The sequence below is a fragment of the Rhodococcus sp. NPDC058639 genome (assembly GCF_042717545.1).
Lineage (GTDB): Bacteria > Actinomycetota > Actinomycetes > Mycobacteriales > Mycobacteriaceae > Rhodococcus.
In genome coordinates this window covers 310,375-333,773 of record NZ_JBHXRF010000002.1, presented here as the reverse complement: position 1 = coordinate 333,773, position 23,399 = coordinate 310,375, and the positions used below count along the sequence as shown (strand labels likewise).

Annotated in this window: 25 protein-coding genes and 5 tRNA genes; 15 read left to right on the top strand and 15 right to left on the bottom strand. The window is 66.4% G+C overall.

Features of this window, described 5'->3' with window-relative positions:
• The first annotated feature begins 40 nt into the window (after positions 1 to 40).
• Positions 41 to 703 (top strand): class I SAM-dependent methyltransferase, encoded by a 663-nt coding sequence (locus ACFWU2_RS04520; protein WP_378601618.1) that lies wholly within the window; start codon positions 41 to 43, stop codon positions 701 to 703.
• A gap of 21 nt (positions 704 to 724) precedes the next feature.
• Here the strand turns inward: ACFWU2_RS04520 and ACFWU2_RS04515 are convergent, their stop codons facing one another.
• The 8 genes from ACFWU2_RS04515 to ACFWU2_RS04480 form a co-directional block, all read right to left on the bottom strand.
• Positions 725 to 1,792, bottom strand: coding sequence for a prenyltransferase (locus ACFWU2_RS04515; protein ID WP_378602324.1), 1,068 nt, complete (start codon positions 1,790 to 1,792; stop codon positions 725 to 727).
• A gap of 7 nt (positions 1,793 to 1,799) precedes the next feature.
• Complete coding sequence (locus tag ACFWU2_RS04510; RefSeq protein WP_378601616.1) at positions 1,800 to 2,531, bottom strand: class I SAM-dependent methyltransferase; 732 nt, start codon at positions 2,529 to 2,531, stop codon at positions 1,800 to 1,802.
• Positions 2,531 to 3,763 carry a glycosyltransferase family 4 protein gene (locus ACFWU2_RS04505; RefSeq protein ID WP_378601613.1) on the bottom strand — a complete coding sequence of 411 codons (1,233 nt, stop codon included), beginning with the start codon at positions 3,761 to 3,763 and terminating at the stop codon, positions 2,531 to 2,533. The genes ACFWU2_RS04510 and ACFWU2_RS04505 overlap by 1 nt, the downstream gene beginning before the upstream one ends.
• A 199-nt stretch (positions 3,764 to 3,962) precedes the next feature.
• Positions 3,963 to 4,036 (bottom strand) — tRNA-Asp (locus ACFWU2_RS04500).
• A gap of 93 nt (positions 4,037 to 4,129) precedes the next feature.
• Positions 4,130 to 4,203: transfer RNA gene (locus ACFWU2_RS04495), tRNA-Phe, on the bottom strand.
• Between the two features lie 39 nt (positions 4,204 to 4,242).
• Positions 4,243 to 4,316 (bottom strand) — tRNA-Asp (locus ACFWU2_RS04490).
• 54 nt (positions 4,317 to 4,370) lie between these two features.
• Positions 4,371 to 4,443: transfer RNA gene (locus tag ACFWU2_RS04485), tRNA-Glu, on the bottom strand.
• 109 nt (positions 4,444 to 4,552) lie between these two features.
• Positions 4,553 to 5,203: a TetR family transcriptional regulator gene (locus ACFWU2_RS04480; RefSeq protein WP_378601610.1), complete on the bottom strand. Its 651-nt coding sequence runs from the start codon at positions 5,201 to 5,203 to the stop codon at positions 4,553 to 4,555.
• Positions 5,204 to 5,512: 309 nt separating this feature from the next.
• Between ACFWU2_RS04480 and ACFWU2_RS04475 the strand changes: the two genes are divergently transcribed.
• Positions 5,513 to 5,588 (top strand) — tRNA-Lys (locus tag ACFWU2_RS04475).
• A gap of 111 nt (positions 5,589 to 5,699) precedes the next feature.
• A complete protein-coding gene (locus ACFWU2_RS04470) occupies positions 5,700 to 6,140 on the top strand; it encodes a hypothetical protein (protein ID WP_378601607.1) in 441 nt (146 codons plus the stop codon).
• A gap of 13 nt (positions 6,141 to 6,153) precedes the next feature.
• Here the strand turns inward: ACFWU2_RS04470 and ACFWU2_RS04465 are convergent, their stop codons facing one another.
• Positions 6,154 to 6,798, bottom strand: coding sequence for a hypothetical protein (locus ACFWU2_RS04465; protein WP_378601604.1), 645 nt, complete (start codon positions 6,796 to 6,798; stop codon positions 6,154 to 6,156).
• Positions 6,799 to 6,967: 169 nt separating this feature from the next.
• Between ACFWU2_RS04465 and ACFWU2_RS04460 the strand changes: the two genes are divergently transcribed.
• The 6 genes from ACFWU2_RS04460 to phoU all read left to right on the top strand — a co-directional run bounded on the left by ACFWU2_RS04460 (position 6,968) and on the right by phoU (position 14,045).
• Positions 6,968 to 7,429, top strand: a complete 462-nt coding sequence (locus tag ACFWU2_RS04460) for a hypothetical protein (protein ID WP_378601601.1) — start codon at positions 6,968 to 6,970, stop codon at positions 7,427 to 7,429.
• Positions 7,430 to 7,561: 132 nt separating this feature from the next.
• Complete coding sequence (locus ACFWU2_RS04455) at positions 7,562 to 8,161, top strand: DUF937 domain-containing protein (RefSeq protein ID WP_378602321.1); 600 nt, start codon at positions 7,562 to 7,564, stop codon at positions 8,159 to 8,161.
• Positions 8,162 to 8,420: 259 nt separating this feature from the next.
• On the top strand, positions 8,421 to 9,374 hold the full coding sequence (locus ACFWU2_RS04450) for an acyl-ACP desaturase (protein WP_378601598.1): 954 nt from the start codon (positions 8,421 to 8,423) through the stop codon (positions 9,372 to 9,374).
• 159 nt (positions 9,375 to 9,533) lie between these two features.
• Positions 9,534 to 10,676: a tRNA dihydrouridine synthase DusB gene (gene dusB, locus ACFWU2_RS04445; protein ID WP_378601595.1), complete on the top strand. Its 1,143-nt coding sequence runs from the start codon at positions 9,534 to 9,536 to the stop codon at positions 10,674 to 10,676.
• Positions 10,677 to 11,306: 630 nt separating this feature from the next.
• On the top strand, positions 11,307 to 13,256 hold the full coding sequence (locus ACFWU2_RS04440) for an LCP family protein (RefSeq protein WP_378602318.1): 1,950 nt from the start codon (positions 11,307 to 11,309) through the stop codon (positions 13,254 to 13,256).
• An 81-nt stretch (positions 13,257 to 13,337) separates the two neighbouring features.
• A complete protein-coding gene (phoU, locus tag ACFWU2_RS04435; protein ID WP_169621267.1) occupies positions 13,338 to 14,045 on the top strand; it encodes a phosphate signaling complex protein PhoU in 708 nt (235 codons plus the stop codon).
• 69 nt (positions 14,046 to 14,114) lie between these two features.
• Here phoU and pstB read toward each other — a convergent pair whose 3' ends face one another.
• From pstB to ACFWU2_RS04405, 6 genes are all read right to left on the bottom strand, one after another.
• On the bottom strand, positions 14,115 to 14,891 hold the full coding sequence (gene pstB / locus ACFWU2_RS04430) for a phosphate ABC transporter ATP-binding protein PstB (protein ID WP_378601580.1): 777 nt from the start codon (positions 14,889 to 14,891) through the stop codon (positions 14,115 to 14,117).
• Between the two features lie 50 nt (positions 14,892 to 14,941).
• A complete protein-coding gene (gene pstA, locus ACFWU2_RS04425) occupies positions 14,942 to 15,853 on the bottom strand; it encodes a phosphate ABC transporter permease PstA (protein WP_378601577.1) in 912 nt (303 codons plus the stop codon).
• Positions 15,854 to 15,856: 3 nt separating this feature from the next.
• Positions 15,857 to 16,915 carry a phosphate ABC transporter permease subunit PstC gene (gene pstC, locus ACFWU2_RS04420; protein WP_378601574.1) on the bottom strand — a complete coding sequence of 353 codons (1,059 nt, stop codon included), beginning with the start codon at positions 16,913 to 16,915 and terminating at the stop codon, positions 15,857 to 15,859.
• A 53-nt stretch (positions 16,916 to 16,968) separates the two neighbouring features.
• The gene (pstS, locus tag ACFWU2_RS04415; RefSeq protein WP_378601571.1) at positions 16,969 to 18,093 is read right to left on the bottom strand and encodes a phosphate ABC transporter substrate-binding protein PstS; all 1,125 of its coding nucleotides are present in this window, start codon (positions 18,091 to 18,093) and stop codon (positions 16,969 to 16,971) included.
• A 206-nt stretch (positions 18,094 to 18,299) separates the two neighbouring features.
• Complete coding sequence (mshD, locus tag ACFWU2_RS04410; RefSeq protein WP_378601568.1) at positions 18,300 to 19,208, bottom strand: mycothiol synthase; 909 nt, start codon at positions 19,206 to 19,208, stop codon at positions 18,300 to 18,302.
• A complete protein-coding gene (locus ACFWU2_RS04405; RefSeq protein WP_378601565.1) occupies positions 19,205 to 19,936 on the bottom strand; it encodes a winged-helix domain-containing protein in 732 nt (243 codons plus the stop codon). Before ACFWU2_RS04405 ends, mshD begins: the two co-directional genes overlap by 4 nt.
• Positions 19,937 to 20,118: 182 nt before the next feature.
• Here ACFWU2_RS04405 and ACFWU2_RS04400 point away from each other — a divergent pair, with 182 nt between their 5' ends.
• The 6 genes from ACFWU2_RS04400 (at position 20,119) to ACFWU2_RS04375 (ending at position 23,255) form a co-directional block, all read left to right on the top strand.
• The gene (locus ACFWU2_RS04400; RefSeq protein ID WP_378601524.1) at positions 20,119 to 20,901 is read left to right on the top strand and encodes an LmeA family phospholipid-binding protein; all 783 of its coding nucleotides are present in this window, start codon (positions 20,119 to 20,121) and stop codon (positions 20,899 to 20,901) included.
• Positions 20,898 to 21,323 carry a thioredoxin family protein gene (locus ACFWU2_RS04395; RefSeq protein WP_378601522.1) on the top strand — a complete coding sequence of 142 codons (426 nt, stop codon included), beginning with the start codon at positions 20,898 to 20,900 and terminating at the stop codon, positions 21,321 to 21,323. Before ACFWU2_RS04400 ends, ACFWU2_RS04395 begins: the two co-directional genes overlap by 4 nt.
• Positions 21,324 to 21,368: 45 nt before the next feature.
• Positions 21,369 to 21,455: a putative leader peptide gene (locus tag ACFWU2_RS04390; RefSeq protein WP_378602315.1), complete on the top strand. Its 87-nt coding sequence runs from the start codon at positions 21,369 to 21,371 to the stop codon at positions 21,453 to 21,455.
• A gap of 143 nt (positions 21,456 to 21,598) precedes the next feature.
• On the top strand, positions 21,599 to 22,063 hold the full coding sequence (locus ACFWU2_RS04385; protein ID WP_378601519.1) for a DUF4395 domain-containing protein: 465 nt from the start codon (positions 21,599 to 21,601) through the stop codon (positions 22,061 to 22,063).
• Between the two features lie 50 nt (positions 22,064 to 22,113).
• Positions 22,114 to 22,947: a sulfurtransferase gene (locus ACFWU2_RS04380; RefSeq protein WP_378601516.1), complete on the top strand. Its 834-nt coding sequence runs from the start codon at positions 22,114 to 22,116 to the stop codon at positions 22,945 to 22,947.
• A gap of 2 nt (positions 22,948 to 22,949) precedes the next feature.
• The gene (locus tag ACFWU2_RS04375) at positions 22,950 to 23,255 is read left to right on the top strand and encodes a DUF1416 domain-containing protein (protein ID WP_378601510.1); all 306 of its coding nucleotides are present in this window, start codon (positions 22,950 to 22,952) and stop codon (positions 23,253 to 23,255) included.
• The last annotated feature ends 144 nt before the right edge of the window (positions 23,256 to 23,399 follow it).

Below are 23,399 nucleotides of genomic sequence, written 5' to 3'. Positions count from 1 at the left end.
GCACCGGACACCGCAGTTCGCGAACGGACGGAGAACCCCGATGACCCGCACCAGCTTGCCCCGTGAGGTAGTCGAACTTGCCGAAGCCACTCCGGGTTTCATGCCGGAGGACGAAGGAACTGCGCTGCACGACGTGGCTCTGCGTTACCTCGGCGACGGGGTCGGCGTCGAGATCGGCACCTATTGTGGCCGGTCGACGGTCTACCTCGGCGCGGCGGCGCGATCGACCGGGGGCACCATCGTCACGATCGATCACCACCGTGGTTCCGAGGAACACCAGCCCGGTTGGGAGTACCACGATCCCGCGCTGGTCGACGACCATACCGGCCGCATCGACACCGCCGGAAGATTGCGGCACACACTTGCCGACGCGGACCTCGAATCACACGTCGTGGCCGTGATCGGCAATTCACCTCGGGTGGCGGCATTCTGGCGCACGCCCGCACGCTTCGTCTTCATCGACGGCGGACACAGCAGCGCCGCCGCCCAGGCCGACTACGAGGGATGGTCACCGTGGGTGGAGGTCGGCGGCGCATTGATCATCCACGACGTCTTCCCCGACCCGAAGGACGGCGGCAGGCCGCCGTACGAAATCTACTGTCGCGCACTGGAGAGCGGGGAATTCACCGAGATACCGGCGACGGGAACGCTGCGCGTGCTCGAACGCACAGGAGGAACCGTCGGAATCCTCCCCGGTCACTAGAACACCGCCGCGAGACGGGCGTCAGACCAGGACCGGGCAGTTCTCCGTGCAGCGGTCGGCACCGGCGGCATGCGTGGGTGCCGCCGCGTCCCGGAAGACCCCGTTTCCCCGTGTCGTCCGCGACAGTGCGTCGGCAGCCAGGATCACCGCCGCACTGGTCCACGAACTGACCTCGACCGGCCAGCGTTTACCGTCGGTGTAGACCAGGCCGGTCCAGTACGAGCCGTCGGGGTCACGGAGATGCTGCATGGCAGCGAACAATTCGTGTGCACGCGCACTGTCGCCCAGGCAGTCCAGCGCGAGGACCAGTTCGCAGGTCTCGGCGCCTGTCACCCACGGGCGATGGTCGACGCAGCGAATTCCCAGTCCGTCGACGACGAAGTCCGACCAGCGTTCCCGGATCCGTTCGTGTGCGTCGGGTCCGCGGACGGCACCACCGAGAATCGGGTAGTACCAATCCATCGAGAACTCCGGCTTGGGAGTGAACACCTCGGGATGCCGTCGCACGGTGTGCCCCAACCGGAACGACGCCACTTCCCATTCCGGCTGCGGGTCGCCGACCAACTCGGCGAGACGCATTCCGCATTGCAGGCTCTGGTGGATACTCGAACACCCGGTGAGCAATGCTTCGTCGAACATGCCTCCCGCGCCGCGGGCCCAGGAGATCGAACCGTCCGGGAGTTGCATGTCGACGACGAGATCGAGTGCTCGCCGGACCGTCGGCCACATGTGTTCGACGAAGTTGCGGTCACCGGTGACCAGATGGTGGTGCCACACTCCCACCGCGATGTAGGCGGTGAAGTTGCTGTCGACGTCCTCGCTTTCGGCGACTCCCCGATCGAACCGGACCGGCAACGACCCGTCGGGCCGCTGCATGTCCCGGAGCCAGTGGAACGCGGCATCGGCTTCGTCGCGCAAGCCTGTCACGGTCAGCGCCATCGCCGACTCGACGTGGTCCCACGGATCGGTGTGGCCGCCCGGAAACCACGGAATCGCACCGGAAGGCTCCTGCATCCGGGCGATGGCACGCCCGGTCGCGAGGCACTGTTCCTGGGACAGCACCCCCGGCACGGAGGGAATCACCGGCACACGGGTATCACTGGGCGGCACCGGAAGTACCTGGTTTTTGGAGGTAGAACACGACGCTCTTGCCGATGACCGGGTCGAGCAACTTCTCCGCCGTCCTCGTGATCCACGGACCTTTCATCAGGTCCCACACCAGCATCCGGTGGTACGCCTTCGTCAGCGGGTTGTCGTTGTTGTCGACGCCCACAGCGCATTTGAGCCACCAGTACGGAGCGTGCAGGGCATGGGCGTGCCCGGTTCCCGACACCCTCAGACCGGCGGCAGTGAGCTTCGCCTCGAGTTCGTCTGCCTTGTAGATGCGCACGTGCCCGCCCTCGACTTCGTGGTACGCGTCGGACAGCGCCCAGCACACCTTCTCGGGGAACCAGCGCGGCACCGTCACCGCGGCGACTCCGCCCGGCTTGAGCACCCGCACGAGCTCGGCGATGGCGCGTTCGTCCTCGGGCACGTGCTCGAGGACCTCCGAGATCAGAACGATGTCGAACGACGCGTCCTCGTACGGGAGCGCGAGCGCGTCACCGACCTCCGCGCGGGCGAGAGTTCCCTCGGGGGCCTGGCCCTCGAGTTCCATGGCGACGAACATGTCGGCAACCGCCTTCATGTCGTCGGCACTGCGATCGAACGCCACCACATCCACGCCGCGTCGATACAACTCGAAGGAGTGCCGGCCGGCGCCTGCTCCGATATCGATGGCGCGCTGCCCGGGCTCGATCCCCAGCCGGTCGAAGTCGACGGTCAACATCAGTTGGTCCTTCCTTCACGTGCGGCGATCGCCTGCTCGTACACGCTCGCGGTCTGTGCAGCCACCGCGGCCCAGCTGTACCGGTCGAGCACCCTCGCGCGGGCCTTCGCTCCGAGACGATCCCGTGCGCCGGGATCGTCGAACAGGCCGGCCAGCGCTCCCGCCAGTTGTGCTGCGTCTCCCGGCGCCACGAGGACGCCCGCGTCACCCACCACCTCGGGGATCGCTCCGGCGCGACTCGCCACCAGCGGTGTACCACACGACATCGCTTCCACTGCCGGCAGCGAAAAGCCCTCGTAGAGCGAAGGAACCGCCGCGACCTCCGCAGATGCCAGCAGTGCCGCCAGCTCGGCGTCCTCGATTCCCGAGACCGTGCGCACCACGTCACCGATGGCAAGAGCGTCCATGAGCCGCTCGGTTGCCCCTCCCGGAGCCAGTTTCGAGACGAGGACGAGTTCGACCTCACGCTCGGTTCGCAGTTTCGCGACGGCCTCGAGCAGCGTCGGCACTCCCTTGAGCGGAGCGTCGGCGCTCGCGACACACACGATCCTGCCCGCGACCCGGGGCGTCGACGGCGGTGCGAACAGTTCCGTGTTCACCCCGAGCGGGATCGTGTGGATCCGATCCGCCTCGATCCCGAACGCCGCACGGATGTCGTCGGCCGAGTTCGCCGACACCGTCAGCAGGGAGCCGATCTTCCGGGCCACCCGCTCCTGCATGCGGAGAAAGCCGTACCAGCGGCGCAAGGTGAGCTTCCGGCGCCAACTGCCGGCCGACGCAAGATCGAGTTCGCGGTCACGGGTGATCGGATGGTGGATCGTCGCGACGAGCGGGAAGTCCTCGGCGATCTTCAACAGCCCCGATCCGAGCGACTGGTTGTCGTGTACGACGTCGAAGTCGCCGAGCCGGGTGCGCAGGAGCCGGGCAGCACGCAGGCCGAACGTTCGGGGTTCCGGGAAGCCCGCCGTCCACATCGTCGCGACCTCGAGGACATCGATGAGATCGCGGTACTCACCGGGACGGGGAGTCCGGAACGGATCGTCGTCGCGATAGAGGTCGAGACTGGGGACCTTGGTGAGAGTCACCCCGGGATCGAGTTCCGGATAAGGCTGACCGGAAAACACCTCCACCGTGTGACCCTGCGCGACGAGTTCGCGGCTGAGATGCCGCACGTAGACCCCTTGGCCCCCACAGTGCGGCTTGCTCCGGTACGACAACAGAGCTATGCGCACATTCCACCTCGGGTTGGTTCGAACGGACGTGGACCGGACGGACACCTGGCCGTCGGGCCGCGTAGAGCACCCTAGAACAAGTTCCGTCGTGTCACGATAGCGGCACGAACCGGATCGGACCGTCCGGCGGTATGCGAGTGGGACGGACGACGACAAGGCGAAGGCCCGGTATCCGTAGATACCGGGCCTTCGCCTGATGCGACCCTGACGGGACTCGAACCCGCGACCTCCGCCGTGACAGGGCGGCGCGCTAACCAACTGCGCTACAGGGCCATGCAGAACCCCAGAGGGTTCCCATAGCAGGACCCACCGCACGCGGTGGGTCCTCGATATGTAATTGAGCGGTTGTTTGCCGGACAACCTCTGTGGCCAGGGCCGGGATCGAACCGGCGACCTTCCGCTTTTCAGGCGGACGCTCGTACCAACTGAGCTACCTGGCCGGACGGCACCCGAACCGAATGCCAATCGCTTGCGTTGAGCGACCCTGACGGGACTCGAACCCGCGACCTCCGCCGTGACAGGGCGGCGCGCTAACCAACTGCGCCACAGGGCCATACATATTCAGTTCTTTCACCAAAGTACTGCACACTCCGACAGAATCGAAGCGTACCCCCTACGGGATTCGAACCCGCGCTACCGCCTTGAAAGGGCGGCGTCCTAGGCCGCTAGACGAAGGGGGCCCGATCGGATCTCTCCGAACCGCACCCTCAACGGGTTTGGCGTTTCCGTTGGGAGCTTGGACAGCTTATGCCACGGCATTCGAGAATCACAAATCGCCAGGTCAAGCAACTATTCAGTGTTCGGGCGGGCACTCGGCCAGCCACGCTCGCGCCACCGCGCGAGCCAGTCCTCGGACGCTGTCGCCTCCAGGGGAATCTCGAGGCAGCTCTCGAACCGGGAGCGCACATCCACACCCGGCGCGGTGAGGTCGGCGAGATAACGCTGGCCGGCGAGCGACGTACCGACGGCGCCGACGAACCGCCGCAGATCCACGCCCGGCCGGAACAACCCGAGATCCTCGGCCTCCTCCGCCAGCCGGTAGCCGGCATGTCCCCACACGGAGGTTCCGCGCAACTGCGCCTCGTCGACGAACTCCGGGTCGATGACGAGACGGAACTCAGCCGCGATGATGACATCGTTGTGGAGCGCCTCTCCCAAATCGCAGATCATCCCGTGGAGCCGCTCGAAGGGATCGAGCTCGGAGAAGCCGACCCACCTGTCGACGATGGCGCGGTAATGGTCGAGACCCTCCTCGAGTACCGCGCGCGCAAGGTCTTCCTTCGACTTGAAGTGGAAGTACATCGCGCCCTTGGTGGCGCCCGAGTGCTCGAGGATCAGATTGATCGACGCCGCGGCGAATCCCCTCTTGGCGAATTCGGCGGCTGCCGATTCGACGATCGCGGCCCGAGTACGCCGGGCACGCTCCTGCTGAAGTGGCATGGGGAATACAGCCTTCCGAGTACCGGTCATTCCCCCCTTCAATCAACTTTAGACTGCTCCGGCACGTCAGGGGCGCGGAAGTCGGAGCGAGAGCACCCGTTCGCGCGTGACGGCCGGGAACGGCTTTTCCGACACTGCACCGAGAACACACCGAGTGGTATTCTTTCTCCGGCTCGGGTGCGAAGCAGGGGGTGAGCACCCGAGCCGTTCTGCTTTCACCGGGTTTCGCGCACCACGGGAGGGTGTCGAAACCGGAGCCGACCGTCCGATACCATCGAGACGCTCGATGTGGTTACATTGTGCGCCCACGCCCCTATAGCTCAGTTGGTAGAGCTACGGACTTTTAATCCGCAGGTCGTAGGTTCGAGCCCTACTGGGGGCACCACGCACGACCCGGCGTTCGTTTCCGAACGCCGGGTCGTCTCGTTTTCGTCGCGACCCGGAACCGGAACAGCGCGCCCGTAACAAAAATCACGACGAAACGGATCAACGAGACATGAGACTCCGCGCTCTCGCGCTCGCACCTGCTCTGGTACTCCTTGCCGCATGCGGAGGAGGGGGCGACACAGCAGAGTCCGGGTCCCCCGCCGGGGCCGGATCCGAGGTCGACTGGAACTACATCCGCGCGCAACACAGCGACACGCTGGCCAATATCTCGTGCCTCAGCGATGCGACGTCGTCTGCTGTGGACTGCAACCGAGAGCGCTCCGAGGGCCTCGCCTCGCTACGCGCGGATGTCGAGCGACTCCCCGACGGTGCGTCCAAGAGCGACATGCTCGGCAGCATCGACCACTGGGACGAGAAGTACGCCGAGTACACCGGCAAGGAATGCGTCGGCACGGTCGACACGACCCGGCTCCCGTGCGCGCTCGACGAGAGCCTTCTCAACGTGAACATGCTGAGCATCGCGTCCGCCGCGAAGAATTCGGCAGGCTGATCGAAAGGGCCGATCACGTTCCGGATCGGTGAGCGCCCGGGGGTACGTCGTCCGGGCCGGTCCCCAGTTCCTGGGCAGCCCGGCGCCGCTCTTCCTCACGCTTGTCCTCGAGCCGCTGCCGCTCGAGGTTCTCACGCACGCGGTTGAGGTCGCGCCCCCGCTTGCGGTAGCGGTTGACGGCGACGAAAAAGATCACGCACGCCAGGGCCCCGACGATCGCGCCCACCAGTGATGCGCCCCGAAACCCCGGCGCATCGACATCGAGGATGCGCTCACCGGCGTGTGCGGCGTTGCTGCCACCGAGCACGATGCTCAAGGTCATGAGGTTGGGCAGCGCTATGGCCAGCGCCGCCACGGCGAGCAGGATCTGAAGAGCCCGGTGGTGCTTCCATCGTCGAACCTGCCAGATGCAGGCGAACAGGACGAGCGGGATCGCGGTGGACAGGAGACCGAACGCCAGTCCCCACAGAATGCCGCGGGCGAATCCACCCTCCGCGAGGCCGGCGATCCGTTGCGCCCACCATCTCGGGACGAATGCGGCGAGCACGAAATACGCGATGACGAGCACGGCCAGCGTGACGACGACGACGAGTGTCTTCTTCGCCCACGGAGGCAAACCCTGCCGTGTCTCCTCCGACCGAATACTTGCGTCCGACATCCTGTGGCCCTCCCTGGGTCCTCGATAGACGCGCATCAGCCTACGGACCGCCCGAGTCGTTGACCGTGAATTCGTCCGCCTGCGTTTCTATCCGGTGGCCCAGCACTTCTTTGGATACGGTGAGTCCGCAGAACGAATTGTCTCGGTTCTTTTCGTTTCGGGGGGGAACATGCGCAGTTTCGTGGACCTGGGCCTGTTTCTGGCCGCAGTCGCACTGGGTATCGGGGCGGTGCTGCCCGTCGTCGGAGGCGTACGCCCCACCCAGATCCCGTTGTCGGGATTGCGTGACGGGTTCGCGAGCGGGGATCTCGCCGGCATCGCCTCGCCCGGCTTGCCACTCCACGAATCCCTCGCGGTGCCACTGGCTGTCGCGGCCGTCCTGCTGCTACTCGCGGCCTTGTTCGACTCCGTGATCACCGGATGGGTCGGAACAATTCTGGGGATCGTCACGGCAGTCGCGTTCTGGGCACAGATCTTCTCTGCGCACGGTGACTACGTGCAGGAGAACCGCCGGACTGCGCTCACCAACCAGAACGGCACGGTCCTGTTGCTGAGCGGCATCCTCGTGGCGTTGCTGTGCTGCCTGGTCGCGCTTCGTCGACCCCCTGGCGACGCCGACTCGTTCGATTGACGGGACGCGTGCCGGACCGGCACCACCCGGCCTGCCAGGATCTCCCTTGCGGTGCGGTTCCGAACGGCGGCAGTCGCTAATCTCGGCCGCACGGGCGACCGCGACGGGACGCCCATGACCAGGCAGGTGCTCATGGCAAGTCTCGACGAACTCCTCTCCCAGATCCCCATCGACCGTGTGGCCGAGCGCCTCGGCGTCGACCGGCAGACCGCGGAGACCGCAGTCCGCGCAGCGCTCCCCACCCTTGTCGGTGGACTCGGTGCCAATGCACGCGATCCCGAGGGAGCGGCCTCGCTGATGTCGGCACTCGACGAACACTCCGGCTCGGGTGTTCTCGACGGCGGGGTGAACGTGGACGAGGTCGATGCCGCAGACGGCAGCAAGATCGTCTCCAACGTGTTCGGGGAGAAGAAGGAACAGGTGATCAGCACCCTGGGTTCGGTCAACGGATCCGGCGGGAAAGACCTGATTGCCAAGCTTCTCCCGATCCTCGCCCCCATCGTGCTCTCCTACCTCGCGAAGCAGATCACCGGCAACGGCGCCACCACGGCCGGCGAGGCTCGCCCGAGTGGTGGGATCGGCGACATCCTCGGAAGTCTGCTCGAGGGCGCGGCCGGTCGTTCCGGTGCCGGCGGCGGCATCGGAGATGTTCTCGGCAGCGTGCTGGGCGGCAACTCCGGTGGCGGTCTCGGCGGGATTCTCGGTGGCCTTCTCGGCGGCGGCAAGCGCTGAGCCAGGGAAACGACGACGACGCCGGCGCCCCGTCGGCGTCGTCGCCGGGTTTCGACCGCTGCTCCGCCGTGTCGGCAACAGCCTCCGGCTGTCGACCGGATCAGGCCTGTACGGTGACCTGCGAACGATTGTGATCGGGGACACGGATCAGACCTGATCACGACAGCATGTTGTACCGCATGACAGCGCAGTACGACATTTACCTACGGTTCCGTAGGCTGGCAGAGTTCATGCGACACCACACGGAGGGTACGAAGGTATGACGCGAGTCCTGACACAGATGGAGTTGCTGCGCGAGCTGGAGCCCGTTGCCGAAGCGAACGTCGACCGTCACCTGTCGATGGCGAAGGACTGGCATCCTCACGACTACGTCCCGTGGGACGAAGGACGCAACTTCGCTGCGATGGGCGGAGTCGACTGGGAGCCCGAGCAGTCACAGCTCGGCGAGGTCGCCAAGGCGGCGATGATCACCAACCTCCTCACCGAGGACAACCTGCCCTCTTACCACCGCGAGATCGCTGAGGCGTTCTCCCGGGACGGCGCGTGGGGTACCTGGGTCGGCCGCTGGACCGCCGAGGAGAACCGCCACGGCATCGTCATGCGCGACTACCTCGTCGTCACGCGCGGCGTCGACCCGGTGGCACTCGAGAATGCGCGCATGGAGCACATGACCAACGGCTTCGGTTCCCCGAACGAGACGGGAATGCTCCATTCGGTCGCGTACGTGACGTTCCAGGAACTCGCAACCCGCGTTTCGCACCGCAACACAGGTCTGGCCTGCAACGACTCCGTGGCCGACAAGATGCTGCAGCGGATTGCCGCCGACGAGAACCTGCACATGATCTTCTACCGCAACATCTGCGATGCCGCGCTCGACGTCGCGCCCGTGCAGGCGCTGGAGGCGATCGTTCACGTTCTCCGCACCTTCGAGATGCCCGGAGCGGGGATGCCCAATTTCCGCCGCAACGGAGTGCTCATGGCGAAGCACGGCATCTACGACCTGCGTCAGCACCTCGACGACGTGGTGATGCCGGTGCTGCGCAAGTGGCGGATCTTCGAGCGCGATTTCGGAACCGGTGGCGCTCAGCTCATCGACGAACTGGGGACCTACCTCGAAGACCTCGAGCGCCAGGCCGTGAAGTTCGAGGATATGCGCGACCGGTCGCTCGCACGCGAAGCAGCCAAACTGGAACGCGCGGGCGCCCTGTCCTGACCTCGGGCCGGGGTTCGTCCCGGCAGATTCGGGGCCTACGTCGGTAAACGGTTATCCTGTGCCCGGTGCCGCTCTCGGTACCGGGCACAGTCGTCTCCCCGTCGAGGTACCGCGGGAGTTCGCAGTCTTGTTGAAACACAACGCTTTCAGAGGTTCTTTATGTCACCCCTTCGCATCGGCTCGCTCGAACTGAACAGCCCGGTCGTGCTGGCGCCGATGGCGGGAGTGACGAACGTCGCATTTCGCACTCTGTGCCGCGAACTCGAACTCGAACGAGCCGGAAGCACCTCCGGGCTCTACGTGTGCGAGATGGTCACTGCCCGCGCTCTGGTCGAGCGACATCCCGTCACCATGCACATGACGACGTTCGGCCCCACCGAAACCCCGCGCTCGCTCCAGCTGTACACCGTCGATCCCGACACCACGTACGCGGCAGCGAAGATGATCGTCGACGAGAACATGGCCGATCACATCGACATGAACTTCGGCTGCCCGGTACCCAAGGTCACCCGGAAGGGCGGCGGGTCCGCCCTTCCCTACAAGCGCCGCCTGTTCGGGCAGATCGTGGCCGCCGCGGTGCGGGCCACCGAGGGCACCGATATCCCGGTGACGGTGAAGTTCCGGATCGGCATCGACGACGAGCACCACACACACCTCGATGCCGGGCGCATCGCCGCCGACGAGGGTGCGGCCGCTGTGGCACTCCACGCCCGGACCGCCGCGCAGCGGTACTCGGGCGCTGCTGACTGGAACGAGATCGCCCGGCTCAAAGAGCACGTCACCACCGTTCCGGTCCTCGGCAACGGCGACATCTTCGACGCTGGGGACGCGGAGAAGATGATGACCCAGACCGGGTGCGACGGCGTGGTCGTCGGTCGCGGCTGCCTGGGCCGGCCGTGGTTGTTCGCGGAACTCAGCGCCGCGCTCAACGGCCACGAGATCCCCACTCCCCCCACTTTGGGCGAAGTGACGCAGATCATGCGGCGCCACGCCGAGCTACTCGCGGACCATCACGGCGAAGACCGCGGCACCCGCGAACTCCGCAAGCACATCGCGTGGTACCTGCGCGGCTTCCCCGCCGGGTCCGAAGTCCGCAGCGGTCTCGCGCGGGTGTCCTCGCTCGCCGAACTCGACGATCTGCTCGGAAAACTCGACGCCGACGTGCCGTTTCCCGCCGATGCGGAGGGCCCCCGTGGGCGCCAGGGTTCCCCGAGCAGCGTCGCCTTGCCCGAGGGCTGGCTCGACGATCCGGAGGACACCTGCGTCCCGGTAGGTGCCGACATCATGCACTCGGGCGGGTAGGAGTCCTTCCCTGAACCGCCGTCGGCGCGTCCACATGGTGGAGCCGCCACCGGCCGCGTGTACCGCTTCGGTAACAGACGGTCAGTATCATGACGGGATCATTGCGCACCGCCCCCTGTGCGGGCGGTGCGCGCGAATGCGGTCGACCCGCGGAGAGGCAAGGCACCGGTGGACGAAGAGCACGACTCGGGCCTGCCCGACAATCGCGCTCCGTGGGAACGTCCGATAGCCGACCCCACCTACCGTGAGGCTCCATCCGGGCGTCGTCACCGCAGTCGTGCCCGCCGCTCCGACACCCCGGCCGACGGTGTGCGTCCCGGCGGCGCTCATTCTGAGGATGCTCGTTCCGGAGGCGCGCACTCCGCGGAAGCGCACTCCGAGGGTGACCACGCCGCAAGCCGCCGTGATTCGGGCCGGAACCGCCGCGCCGCGGACGCCGGCGACCCGGAGCGGCTCACCGTCGCGGACCTGGTCGACAAGGTGTCGCGCCGAGACGGGTCATCCCCGCCCACGCCACCGCCCACACCCCCGGTCACACCGCTGGTCACGGCGTCGTCCTTGTTGCCTCCTGCACATCCGCGCAGCGGGCTTCCCGCGAGTCCGCCCGGCCGGCCGGTTCCTCCGCCCCCCGTGGGCCGGCCCATTCCCGCATCGCCTCCCCCCGTACCACCCACCACAGCACCACCTGCCGCACCACCTGCTCCGCCGGCGCGAACACCGCAGCCCGGTCCCCCGCGACCACCCGTCGCCCCGCCACCGCCCGTCGCCCCGCCGCGACCGCCGGTCGCCTCGCCACCGCCCGTCGCCCCGCCGCGACCGCCCGCCGCGCCGCCGCGTGTGGCCGTCCCCCCGCCCGGCCCCCCTCCACCTCGGCGCGCACCCAGGCCCCCGGTCAGGGACAGTCCCACCGAGTTGATCGCGCCGGTCGACGACGACCTCGAGGCCGAGCCTCCAGCCGACGAAGACCTGCACGACGAGCCTGTCCACACCCGGACGGTCCGAGCGCACGCGGCACCGAAAGAAGTGGGAACCGACGGGCTGACCCGCCTCGAGTCGAGTAAGCGACGGAAGGATCGCAGGCTGCGCGTCGCCGCCCGGTCCGCGGTCGCGTTCTTCTCGGTCCTCGCACTTATCGGTACCGGATCGGTGTGGGCATACGTGAAGTCGACGGAAGCGGGTTTCTCACAGATCGCGGCGCTCGACACCGATTCCACCGACATCGTCGACGCGGCCGGGCAGACCGGCGACGAGACCTATCTCATCGTCGGTACCGACACCCGTGCCGGAGCTAGCGGCGCGGTCGGAGCCGGCACCACCGAGGACGCGGAGGGAGCCCGCGCCGACACCGTGATCCTCGTCAACATCCCGGCGGACCGCAGTCGTGTGGTCGCGGTGTCGTTTCCCCGCGACCTCGATGTGGAACGTCCGGTGTGCCGGGGCTGGGACAGCGCGACCGGCGACTACAGCTCGGATACCTTCCCCGCGGCGGACGGCGACAAGCTCAACGCCACGTATGCCCTCGGCGGACCGAAGTGCCTGGTCAAGGTGATCCAGAAGATGTCCGGATTGAAGATCGGTCACTTCGTCGGCATCGACTTCGCCGGGTTCGAAGCCATGGTCGACAAGGTCGGCGGCGTCGAGGTGTGTACCACCACGCCTCTCGAGGACGGGGAACTCGGCACCATTCTGGACTCGCCCGGCACGCACACCCTGAGCGGCCACAAAGCACTCGATTATGTCCGGGCGCGCTACGTCTTCACCGAAGGCAACGGCGACTACGGCCGGATCACCCGGCAGCAGAAGTTCCTGTCGTCGCTGCTGCGGTCGGCGCTCTCGAACAAGGTCCTCCTCGATCCGGGCAAGCTCAACGGGTTCATCAGCGCGTTCACCAGCGCGACGTTCGTGGAGAACGTCAACACCGAATCCTTGGTCAAGCTCGGTCGCTCGCTGCAGAACGTCGACGCCGGAGCAGTCACCTTCCTGACCGTGCCCACCGCGGGAACGAACGACTGGGGGAACGAAATCCCCCGGCTCGACGACATCGAGTCGATCTTCACCGCGATCATCGACGATCTCCCTCTCCCCGGTGAACGGCGCGAGGAGCCTCAGGACGACGCCGGTGCCCCACCACCGGAGGCGGCTCCGACTGCTCCCGCTCAGATCGCGGTCGACCCGGGCACAGTGAGCGTGCAGGTCTCCAACGCGTCCGGAGAGTCCGGTCTGGCAGCCCGGATCGCCGAAACCGTCGGGGCGTACGGCTTCCCCGTCTACGAGGTCGGCAATTACTCGGGTACGAGCGCCAAGACGGTGATCCGCTTCGCGCCGGGTCAAGAAGCCGAAGCGATGACCGTCGCCACGGCGTTCCCGGGCGCGGTGCTGCAGGAGGCTCCCGCCTCCGCGCAGCTCGGTTCGATCGTCGAGATCGTGCTCGGGACCGGATTCGACGGCACGGTCGTCGCCCCCGCTCCTGCGGGAAGCCAGCTCGAGCCGGTGAAGATCGAAGCGCCCTCCAGCAAGGATTCGATCGAACTCCCGCCCGATCTGTCGATCACCAACGCAGGGGACGATCTCTGCGGGTGACACCGCTCCGGCCCTGTCGTTCACCCGGGGTTCACCCGATGCTCGTGACCTGTACTTTTCCACACCGTAGGGTGTGCCATTATGCGCGTCGTCTACAACGTACAAATGAGCGAACTCGGTGACCTCCTCGGAGAGATGGCCGGACTCGCCGGACTTGCAATGGAGCGGTCCACCGAAGCCCTACTCACCGCCGATCTCGGCCTCGCCGAGCAGGTGATCGAAGAGCACGACAAGATCACCGACCTCGCCGTGGTGTGCGAGGAGAAGGCGTTCCAGCTCCTCGCCCTCCAGGGGCCGGTCGCGGGCGATCTCCGAGCGGTGGTCAGCGGTATCCAGATCGTCGCCGACATCGATCGCATGGGCGCGCTCGCCCTGCACATCGCGAAGGCGACCCGCCGACGTCATCCGAACCACGTGCTTCCCGACGAGGTCAAGGGATACTTCGCCGAGATGGGCCGGATTGCGGTGGCCCTCGGTGGGGCCACCCGCGAAATCCTCGAAACCCGCGACCCGGAGCGCGCGTTGCGTCTCCATCACGAAGACGAGGCGATGGACGATCTGCACCGCCATCTCTTCAAGGTCCTCATGGACCCGGAGTGGAAGCACGGCGTCGCCGCGGCCGTCGACGTCACCCTGCTCGGCCGCTTCTACGAGCGCTTCGCGGACCACGCGGTGGAGGTCGGCCGGCGCGTGATCTTCCTGGTCACCGGAAAGCTCCCCACCGAGGAAGACATCCGCGAGCTCGGCAACAAAGTCGACAAACTGACGGTGTACCCCACCGAATCCTGATTCATCCGATGACAAAGCCCCGGCCGGAAATTCCGGCCGGGGCTTTGTGCATTCACACGGTGGTTCGGCTCAGCCGAAACGACCCGAGATGTAGTCCTCGGTGGCCTTCTGGGTCGGGTTCGAGAAGATCTTCTCGGTGTCGTCGATCTCGACGAGCCGACCCGGACGACCGGTCGCCTCGAGGTTGAAGAAGGCGGTCTGATCGCTCACGCGCGCAGCCTGCTGCATGTTGTGGGTGACGATGACGATTGTGAACTCCTGCTTGAGTTCGGCGATCAGGTCCTCGATCGCGAGGGTCGAGATCGGATCGAGCGCGGAGCAGGGCTCGTCCATGAGCAGCACGTCGGGCTGGACCGCGATCGCACGCGCAATACACAGTCGCTGCTGCTGACCGCCGGAGAGACCGCCACCGGGCTTGTCGAGACGGTCCTTGACCTCGTTCCACAGGTTCGCGCCGCGCAGCGACTTCTCCGCGATCTCGTCGAGGACCTTCTTGTCGCGCATGCCCTGCAATTTCAGTCCCGCGACCACGTTGTCCCGGATGGACATGGTGGGGAACGGATTCGGACGCTGGAAGACCATGCCGATCGTCTTGCGCACACCCACCGGATCGACGTCGGCGCCGTAGATGTCCTCGCCGTCGAGGAGTACCGATCCCTCGACGCGGGCACCGGGCGTGACCTCGTGCATGCGGTTGAGCGAGCGCAGCACGGTGGACTTGCCGCAACCCGACGGACCGATGAACGCGGTGACGCTCCGCGGAGGTACGGAAAGCGTCACATCGGCTACGGCGTGGAACTTGCCGTAGTAGATGTTGACGTCCTTGAGATCCAGACGCTTGGCCATTACAGGCTCCCTACTGGTGTATCGATGTCGTGAGAGAAGTTCATGGGTCGCTACTTCCTGGAGCCGACCTGCGAATAATGGCTGATCACCTTGGCCGCGACGTTCAGCACCGCGATCACGAGAATCAGTGTGAGGGCGGCGCCCCAGATTCGCTGCGAACCCGCCGCGGTCGGGTTGTTCATCTCGGCGACCATGACGCCGGGGAGCGAGCCCTGTTCACCGCCGAACAAATCGAAATTGATGAACGGCGCGTACCCGACGAGGATCAGCAGCGGCGCAGTCTCTCCCATGACCCGGGCGAGCGCGAGCATGATGCCCGTGATGATTCCGGCCATCGAGGTGGGAAGAACGATGCGGACGATGGTCTTCCACTTCGGGACACCCAGCGCGTAGGAGGCTTCGCGCAGATCCTGCGGCACGATGCGGAGCATTTCCTCCGTGCTGCGCACGACCACCGGCACCATCAGCAGTACCAGGGCGAGGGACACCGCGAAGCCCGACTTGGGGAATCCGAACGTGGACACCCACAGGGCGTAGATGAACAGTGCCGCGACGATCGACGGCACGCCGCTGAGAATGTCGACCATGAAGGTCGTGATCTTGCCGAGCTTCGACCGCCCCGCGTATTCCACGAGGTAGATCGCGACGAACACGCCGAGCGGAATCGAGATGACCGCGCAGACGAGCCCTTGCAGCAGGGTGCCGACCAGCGCGTGGTAGATGCCACCGCCCGTCGACGAGGCCGTCAGTCCGCTCAGCGAATGGGTGAACCAGGTGGCGGACATCAGGGCCGGGAGACCCTTGGCGACGACCGTGGCCAGAACCCAGACGAGCGGCACCAGCGCGACGAGCACCGACAGGGTCACCAGCACGGTGGCGCCGACGTCGGTGATGCGCCGGCGGGTGCTCACCTTTTGGAAGGTGGGTGCCTTGACGGGCGAGTCGAGAGTTGTCGTCGACATCGGTCAGTCCCTCTTTCCTGCGACCACCATGCGGGCCGCGGCGTTGACCAGGAAGGTCAGCACGAAGAGCACCAGGCCGGCAGCGATGTAGGCGCCGGCCTGGATGTCGTTGTTGAACTCGGCGTAACCGAGAGCGATCTTGGACGCGATCGTGGCACCACCGTCGAACAGCGACCACGAGAACCCGGCCGAGGTTGTGCGGAGAATCAGGTAGAGAGCCATCGTCTCGCCGAGAGCGCGACCGAGACCGAGCATCGAGCCACTGACGTAACCCGACTTGCCGAACGGGATGATGGTCGTTCGGACGACCTCCCAGCGGGTCGCACCGAGCGCGAGGGCGGCTTCGATGTGCGCGACGGGCGTCTGGACGAACACCTCGCGGCTCACCGCCGCGATCGTCGGGAGGATCATCACCGCGAGGACGATCCCGGCGGTGAAGATCGTGCCGCCGCCCGCGATCGACCCACTGCCCGTCGCGAACAACGGGAACCAGCCGAACGTGGTGTTGAGCCACGAGGCGATCGGACGCAGGAAGGGCGCCAGGACGAGCACGCCCCACAGTCCGTACACGATGGACGGGACCGCGGCGAGCAGATCGATCACGTAGGCCAGCGGCTTCTTGATCCGGCCGGGGCAGTACGTCGTCAGGAAGATCGCGATACCGAGCGCGACGGGCATGGCGAGCGCGAGAGCGAAGAGCGACACGAGCACCGTGACCTGGAACAGGTCGAGGACGCCGAAGGCCATCGCCTGCACATCCTGCGTGACCCATTCGCTGCTCGTGAGGAAGTTGACGGTGTTGCGCTGCAGGGCGGGCACGGCACGCCAGACCAGGAACACCGCGATCGCGCCGATGATCACCGAGATCAGGATCGCGGACCCGGTGGCCAGCGAACCGAAGATGCGATCGCCCGGCCGCACGACAGTCTTCTGCGTGCGCTCCGAGGGGGGTGTGGTGCTAGTGCTAATCGTTGCCTCCGTAGTACCGGGGTGACCGCCCGTTCCTGACCGGGTCGGACCGTCCGACTCCGTACCAGCCGATGTGGTGGGCGCGTCACTCATGTGCGCTCATATTCTCTCCGGGCTTGTTCATCAGGAACGGGCGGTCCACCGATTTACTCGGATCCGATGGCGTCGATCGACTGGGTGATGCGCTCCTTGAAGGAGTCCGGCAACGGCACATAGCCCTGCGCTGCAAGTCCGTCCTGGCCCTCGGTCGCCGCCGAGGTGAGGAACGACTTGACCGCGGCAGCGGTGTCGGGACCGTATCCGGCGGAGCAAACGACCTCGTAGGTGGCGAGAACCAGCGGGTACGTGCCCGCTTCGGTGCTTCCGAAGATCGACGACAGGTCGAGCGTCAGATCGCCTTCGCCGGTGGGCGCGAACCCGGCGCCCTCGATCGCCTTGGCAGCGGACTCCTCGGTGAGTTCGACCGGGCCGGAACCGTTGTCGATCCGCGCCATGCTCAGCCCGTTCTGGTCCGCGAACGACTTCTCGACGTAGGTGATCGACCCCGGGGAACCGCTCACTGCCTGTGCGACGCCCGCGGAGCCCTTCGCGCCTTCGCCGGTGCCGCCGGTGAAGTCGGAGCCGGCGCCGGTGGTCCATGCGCCGCCGGACGCGGCCTCGAGGTACTGCTGGAAGTTGTCCGTCGTACCCGACGAGTCGGAGCGCACGATCGGCGTGATGGCGGTGTCGGGCAGGTCCAGGCCCTCGTTGAGCGAGACGATGGCCGGGTCGTTCCAGGTGGTGATCGAACCGTTGAAGATCTTGGCAGTGGTCTCGGCGTCGAGCACCAGGCCCTCGACGCCCTCGAGGTTGTATGCCAACGCAACCGGACCGAAGACCAGCGGGAGGTTCCATGCCGGGTTGCCGGCGCAGCGTGCGAGCGCCTGCTCGGCCTGCTCACCCTTGATCGCGGAGTCGGACCCTGCGAAGTCGACCTGCTTCGCGATGAACTGTGTACGACCGTCACCCGAGCCCGTCGGGTTGTACGCGACGTTCACCGTTGTGCCCTTCTGCGAGCACACGGCGATATAGGTGGCCACGAACTGGTCCATCGCATTCTTCTGTGCCGACGAGCCGGCAGCCGAAAGATTGGGCTTGCCCTCACACGTCGCGGGGGACGCGGACGCGTCGACATCCACGGAACCCGTGTTGTCGTCGGTCCCGCACGCGGTGAGCGTGAGGGCACCGACGGCCAAGGCACCCATCAGGGCACCGCTGCGCTTGAGGTTCACCTATACTCCTCCGGAGTTCACGACCGCTGGCCGAAGGCAGCGGAATCGAGGCGCGGGTGATCCCGGCGCCGGGCCACCAACACGACCCATCAGAAACCTAGGTGTGCCCGGTTGACTGACGGACGACCCTGGGTGAACGGGGGATGAACAGACCGGATACACCTGGCAGCACTGTTGCCGCGGTCACGCCGGCACTGTTGCCGCGGTCACGGCCGTGCGTAGGCGACGTCCACGTGGAAGCGCTCGAATCCCAGCTTGCCGTAGGTGTTGAGCGCGGCAGTGTTGTCGCCTTCGACGTAGAGCAACACGGTGTGAAGCCCTCGGTCGCGGAGGTGATGCAACCCGGCGAGCGTGAGCATGCGCCCCAGGCCGCGACCCTGCGCGGACGGGTCGATGCCGACGACGTACACCTCGCCGAGGGCTTCCTCCGCGTCCGTGGCCGGATGCACCTTCGTCCAGTGGAACCCCAGCAGGACATCGGGATCGGCGGCGTCGAACGCGAGGAACAGCCCTTCGGGGTCGAACCACGACTCCGCGCGGCGCTCCGCGACGTCGACGTCCGTCCAGCGTCCTTGCTCGGGATGCCACTCGAAAGCCGCCGCGTTGACCCGGAGGAGCTCGGAGTCGTCGCTCGGGCCCCGGTAGGTGCGCAGCACGATCGAGTCCGGTACCGCGACGGCGGGAAGTTCGGGAACGTCGAGTGGACGGCGGAGCTGGAGCAGTTCACGAACGCCGGTCAATCCCAGCCGGTGAGCCACAGCGCGCGCCGCCGGCAGGTCACCGTGTGCCCAGACCCGGGCGCCGTCGCCGCCGGCTGTCAGCGCGGCGTCGACGAGTTCACCGCCGAGTCCCTGCCCCCGATGGGCGGGGTCGACGACCACTTCGGCCATGGCGGGATGGTCCTCGTGCGCGGGTACGAGGTTCGCGTAACCGACGACGGTGTCGTCGACCGTCCTGATCAGGTGTCTGGCGTCGCTGTCGCGGGTGAGGGAGTGGATCACCTGCTCCGAGACCGGCGCGGTGCCGTCCGCTCCGCTCGCTCGGGCGATGAGGTCGCGCACCCCCTGCGCCTGTTCGGAGGACGGAAGACCGGTGAACTCGGACGCAATGCTCATTCGGCGAATTCTGCCTCGGACTCCTCGAGTTCCGGGGCGATACCCCCTGCTTTGTTCCGGGAGGACGGCCGGACCGCCTTGTAGCCGACGTTGCGGACGGTCCCGATCAGGGACTCGTATTCGGGGCCGAGCTTCGCTCGCAGGCGCCGGACGTGCACGTCGACCGTGCGGGTGCCGCCGAAGAAGTCGTAACCCCACACCTCTTGCAGAAGCTGTGCACGGGTGAACACCCGGCCGGCGTGCTGGGCGAGGTACTTGAGGAGTTCGAACTCCTTGTACGTCAGGTCGAGGGGACGACCACGCAACCGGGCGGTGTAGGTGCCTTCGTCGATCGACAGCTCACCGAGAGTGATCTTGCCCGAATTCTCCGCGCTGACGAGGCCGCCTGCACGTCCGACGAGAAGGCGCAACCGCGCGTCCAGTTCGGCCGGGCCGGTGGTCGTCAGCAGGATGTCGTCGAGGCCCCACTCGGGGTTCACGGCGACCAGCCCACCTTCGGTGAGCACCGCGATAACCGGAATAGCCGACCCTGTACTGCCGAGCAGACGACACAGTCCTCGCGCTGCCGCGAGGTCGCTGCGCGCATCGACGATCGCTATATCGGCAGAACTCGCCTCGAGCAGCGACGACACTTCCGTCGGAGCCGGCCGAACCGAGTGCGCCAGCAACGCCAGTGACGGCAGGACCGCGTCCGGGTTCGGGTCGGAGGTCAGAAGGAGAAGCTCCACTGGGCCTCCAGTTCCTCGCGCTACCAGCGCGGATCGGGTGCGTAAACGACGTGCTACAGATTAGCGCTCTGTTTGTTACCGGCATGTAAGCACGACGTCGCAGAAGATCGATTCCCACATTTCGGACACGCTGCTCGTATCCGCGGCGCGGTGCCCGCGGATGCGTCGGCCACAATGGGGGCGTGCGCAAACTGATCTTCGGTCTCGTGGTCCTGCTCGGAGTCGCCGTTCTCACCGACTTCGGCGCGGCGGCGTGGTCCGAGTACCGCGTGTCCCGTGCACTGCGCGAGGGCGGCGTACTCCAGTCCGACCCCGCCGTCACCATTCACGGCTTCCCGTTCCTTCTCCAGGCCCGCGACGGGCACTACGAGAACGTGGAAATCGTGGCCGACGGCGTGCACACCGAGATGCTCGGAGACATCACCGTCGAAGCGAACCTCGTCGGTGCCCATGCCGCCGCGGGCGAATTGCTCGACGGGTCGATCCGTACCGTTCCGGTGGACCTGCTGTTCGGCCGCGTCATGATCGACGCCACCGAACTCGGGCAGCTCTACAACATCCCTGACCTGCAGATTTCAGCCCCTCCGGAGAGCAAGTCCGACGGGACCGGTGGGTCGGGAGGATCCGGCCCGACGACTGCCGGCGGAGTCGTGCTCACCGGTACCGTGCCGGTCGGGCCCGAGCCGGCGACGGTGAGCGTGCAGGCCGACCTCGTGCTCGACGGCGACCGCGTGCACATCGTGGCGTCCGACCTGTACTTCGGCCGGGAGGGACGCGCGGACTTCGCGGTGCCCGACGCGCTGAAGCCCGTCGTGCTCGGGCTGTTCACCACGACGATCGAGCCTCAGGATCTTCCGTTCGGCGTGAAGCCGACGTTCGTGGAGGCGCGGGGGTCGCGCATCGTCATCGAGGGCGAGGCGCACAACACCACGATCGATCTCACCGAGGTGCAGGCAGCCCCGTGATCGCACTCGCTGTTCTCGCGATCGTGATCGTCGCCACACTCGGCGTCGGAGTGATCTTGCGCACACGCGCCGGAAAGATCCGCGCGAGCAGCCCGAAAGGCGCCGGACAGGAGCACCCTGTCGACCCTGCGCTCGCAGCAGTGGGGGTGGGCGGCGGCGTGCCCGTGATTCTGCACTTCTCCGCTCCGTGGTGCGGACCGTGCGCATCCGTCCGGCGCGTGATCGCCCGTGTCCTCGGCGACACGTCCGGAGAAGCACTCGATGTGGAACTCGATCTCGACGAGAATCCGCTTCCGGCCAGGCAACTCGGGGTGATGTCACTACCGACGACCTTCGTGTTCGACACCGCCGGACGCGAGCGCTATCGAGTGTCGGGCGTACCCGAGGCCGCAGACCTCCGCGCGGCCCTCGCATCTCTGTAATACGCAGTGGTCCTATTTCCCCGGATCTTCGGTTAAACTCCTCGCGTGCACACACGCCAGGAGCTGATGCTCACCCGACGCCGCGCAGTCGATCTGTGCCGCCTCGGCGCGTGTTGTTGTACCCGCTCCTGACGTACGGCTGCTGAGTAGTCACCGCGGGTTCCTATTCCCGCTTCGCAGTTGCTGACGTCTCCCCCGATGCGTTTCCCCGCGGTCGTTCGCCGTTCGGCGACCGAATTCCGCTCAGCCATCCCGGATCCAGCAGGAGCACTCTCATGTCCGTTCCCGGTCCCACCCGTACCGGTTCGCAGGTCGACGTCCGCGGACCGCGATTCGCAGCGTGGATCACCACCGCCGTCTTGGTCGTCGTGCTGCTCGCCTCGACATTCTCGAACACCGTTGCGGGCGTTGTGCTCGGGGTGCAGGCCCTCGTCTTCGCGATCGGCGCGGTGTTCGGTCCGCGACGCAGCCCCTACGGAGCGCTGTTCGCCGGCCTGATCGCACCGCGATTGGGCGCACCTTCCGAGACCGAACCTGTTGCGCCACTACGCTTTGCGCAGTTCGTCGGCTTCGCATTCGCGACAGTCGGCACCGTCGCCTTCGTGCTCGGCGCCGGAAACGTCGGAATCGTAGCCACCGGTTTCGCGCTGTTCGCCGCTCTCCTGAATGCCGCCTTCGGCTTCTGCCTCGGCTGCCAGATCTACCCGCTGATCGCTCGGTTGCGTCCCGTCGCCGCCTGATCACCGCCCGGCTTCAACACCTTCACGCACCACCACCGAAAGGAATATCCATGGCTCGCTCCGACGTCCTGGTCTCCGCCGATTGGGCAGAGCAGAATCTCGATGCACCCAAGACCGTGTTCATCGAGGTCGACGAGGACACCAGCGCCTACGACGGCGGCCATATCGAAGGCGCCATCCGGCTGGACTGGCGCAAGGACCTGCAGGACGGTGTCCGCCGCGACTTCCTGAATCAGGAGCAGTTCTCGGCGTTGCTCTCCGCCAAGGGAGTCGCCAACGACGACACCGTCGTGCTGTACGGCGGTAACAACAACTGGTTCGCCGCCTACGCCTACTGGTACTTCAAGCTGTACGGCCATCAGGACATCAAGCTCATCGACGGTGGTCGCAAGAAGTGGGAACTCGACGGCCGTCCGCTGTCGAAGGACGAAGTCACCCGGCCCGCAACCGAATACAAGGCGAAGGCACCGGACACGTCGATCCGTGCCTTCCGCGACGAGGTGATCGACGCGATCGGGTCCAAGAATCTCGTCGACGTGCGGTCCCCCGACGAGTTCGCCGGCAAGATCCTCGCCCCGGCCCACCTGCCGCAGGAACAGGCACAGCAGCGTGGCCACGTCCCCGGCGCCGTCAACATCCCCTGGAGCACCACCGCCAACGAAGACGGCACCTTCAAGTCCGACGACGAACTCACCGCGCTGTACGCAGCGAAGGGCTTCGACGACAGCAAGGAAACCATCGCCTACTGCCGTATCGGCGAGCGCTCGAGCCACACCTGGTTCGTGTTGCAGGAGATCCTCGGCAAGAAGAACGTCAAGAACTACGACGGCAGCTGGGTCGAGTACGGCTCGCTCGTCGGCGCACCGATCGAGTTGGGAGCATAAATATGTGCGGAGCACCTGTTCAGAGCCAGAGCCTGCCTGCGGGCGTGGATGTCGAGAAGGAAACGGTCATCACCGGCCGCGTCCTCAATGCCGCCGGTGAGCCGGTCGGTGGCGCGTTCGTGCGTCTGCTCGACGGCACCGGCGAGTTCACCGCCGAGGTCGTCGCCTCCGCCACCGGCGACTTCCGGTTCTTCGCCGCGCCCGGTGAGTGGACGGTGCGCGCACTGTCGAGTGCCGGAAACGGCACCTCGACGGTGAGCCCCAGCGCTCCGGGCATCCACAACGTCGACGTGACGGTCGCGAAGTAGCGCAGGGCAACAGTGGAGCCACCGGCTCCGGAACAAAGGGCCTCGCCCCCGATCATCGGGAGCGAGGCCCTTTGTCGTGAAGCGAAGCCGGTGCAGTCTAGAATGACCCCGTGGTCATCTTCTTCGAACTCTTGCTGATCCTTG

Coding starts and splice junctions, on each gene's coding strand:
- ACFWU2_RS04520 (WP_378601618.1), top strand. CDS start 41: ATGACCCGCACCAGCTTGCCCCGTGAGGTAGTCGAACTTGCCGAAGCC.
- ACFWU2_RS04510 (WP_378601616.1), bottom strand. CDS start 2,531: ATGTTGACCGTCGACTTCGACCGGCTGGGGATCGAGCCCGGGCAGCGC.
- ACFWU2_RS04480 (WP_378601610.1), bottom strand. CDS start 5,203: ATGCCACTTCAGCAGGAGCGTGCCCGGCGTACTCGGGCCGCGATCGTC.
- ACFWU2_RS04470 (WP_378601607.1), top strand. CDS start 5,700: ATGAGACTCCGCGCTCTCGCGCTCGCACCTGCTCTGGTACTCCTTGCC.
- ACFWU2_RS04465 (WP_378601604.1), bottom strand. CDS start 6,798: ATGTCGGACGCAAGTATTCGGTCGGAGGAGACACGGCAGGGTTTGCCT.
- ACFWU2_RS04460 (WP_378601601.1), top strand. CDS start 6,968: ATGCGCAGTTTCGTGGACCTGGGCCTGTTTCTGGCCGCAGTCGCACTG.
- ACFWU2_RS04455 (WP_378602321.1), top strand. CDS start 7,562: ATGGCAAGTCTCGACGAACTCCTCTCCCAGATCCCCATCGACCGTGTG.
- ACFWU2_RS04450 (WP_378601598.1), top strand. CDS start 8,421: ATGACGCGAGTCCTGACACAGATGGAGTTGCTGCGCGAGCTGGAGCCC.
- dusB (WP_378601595.1), top strand. CDS start 9,534: ATGTCACCCCTTCGCATCGGCTCGCTCGAACTGAACAGCCCGGTCGTG.
- phoU (WP_169621267.1), top strand. CDS start 13,338: ATGCGCGTCGTCTACAACGTACAAATGAGCGAACTCGGTGACCTCCTC.
- pstB (WP_378601580.1), bottom strand. CDS start 14,891: ATGGCCAAGCGTCTGGATCTCAAGGACGTCAACATCTACTACGGCAAG.
- pstA (WP_378601577.1), bottom strand. CDS start 15,853: ATGTCGACGACAACTCTCGACTCGCCCGTCAAGGCACCCACCTTCCAA.
- pstC (WP_378601574.1), bottom strand. CDS start 16,915: ATGAGTGACGCGCCCACCACATCGGCTGGTACGGAGTCGGACGGTCCG.
- mshD (WP_378601568.1), bottom strand. CDS start 19,208: ATGAGCATTGCGTCCGAGTTCACCGGTCTTCCGTCCTCCGAACAGGCG.
- ACFWU2_RS04385 (WP_378601519.1), top strand. CDS start 21,599: ATGTCCGTTCCCGGTCCCACCCGTACCGGTTCGCAGGTCGACGTCCGC.
- ACFWU2_RS04380 (WP_378601516.1), top strand. CDS start 22,114: ATGGCTCGCTCCGACGTCCTGGTCTCCGCCGATTGGGCAGAGCAGAAT.
- ACFWU2_RS04375 (WP_378601510.1), top strand. CDS start 22,950: ATGTGCGGAGCACCTGTTCAGAGCCAGAGCCTGCCTGCGGGCGTGGAT.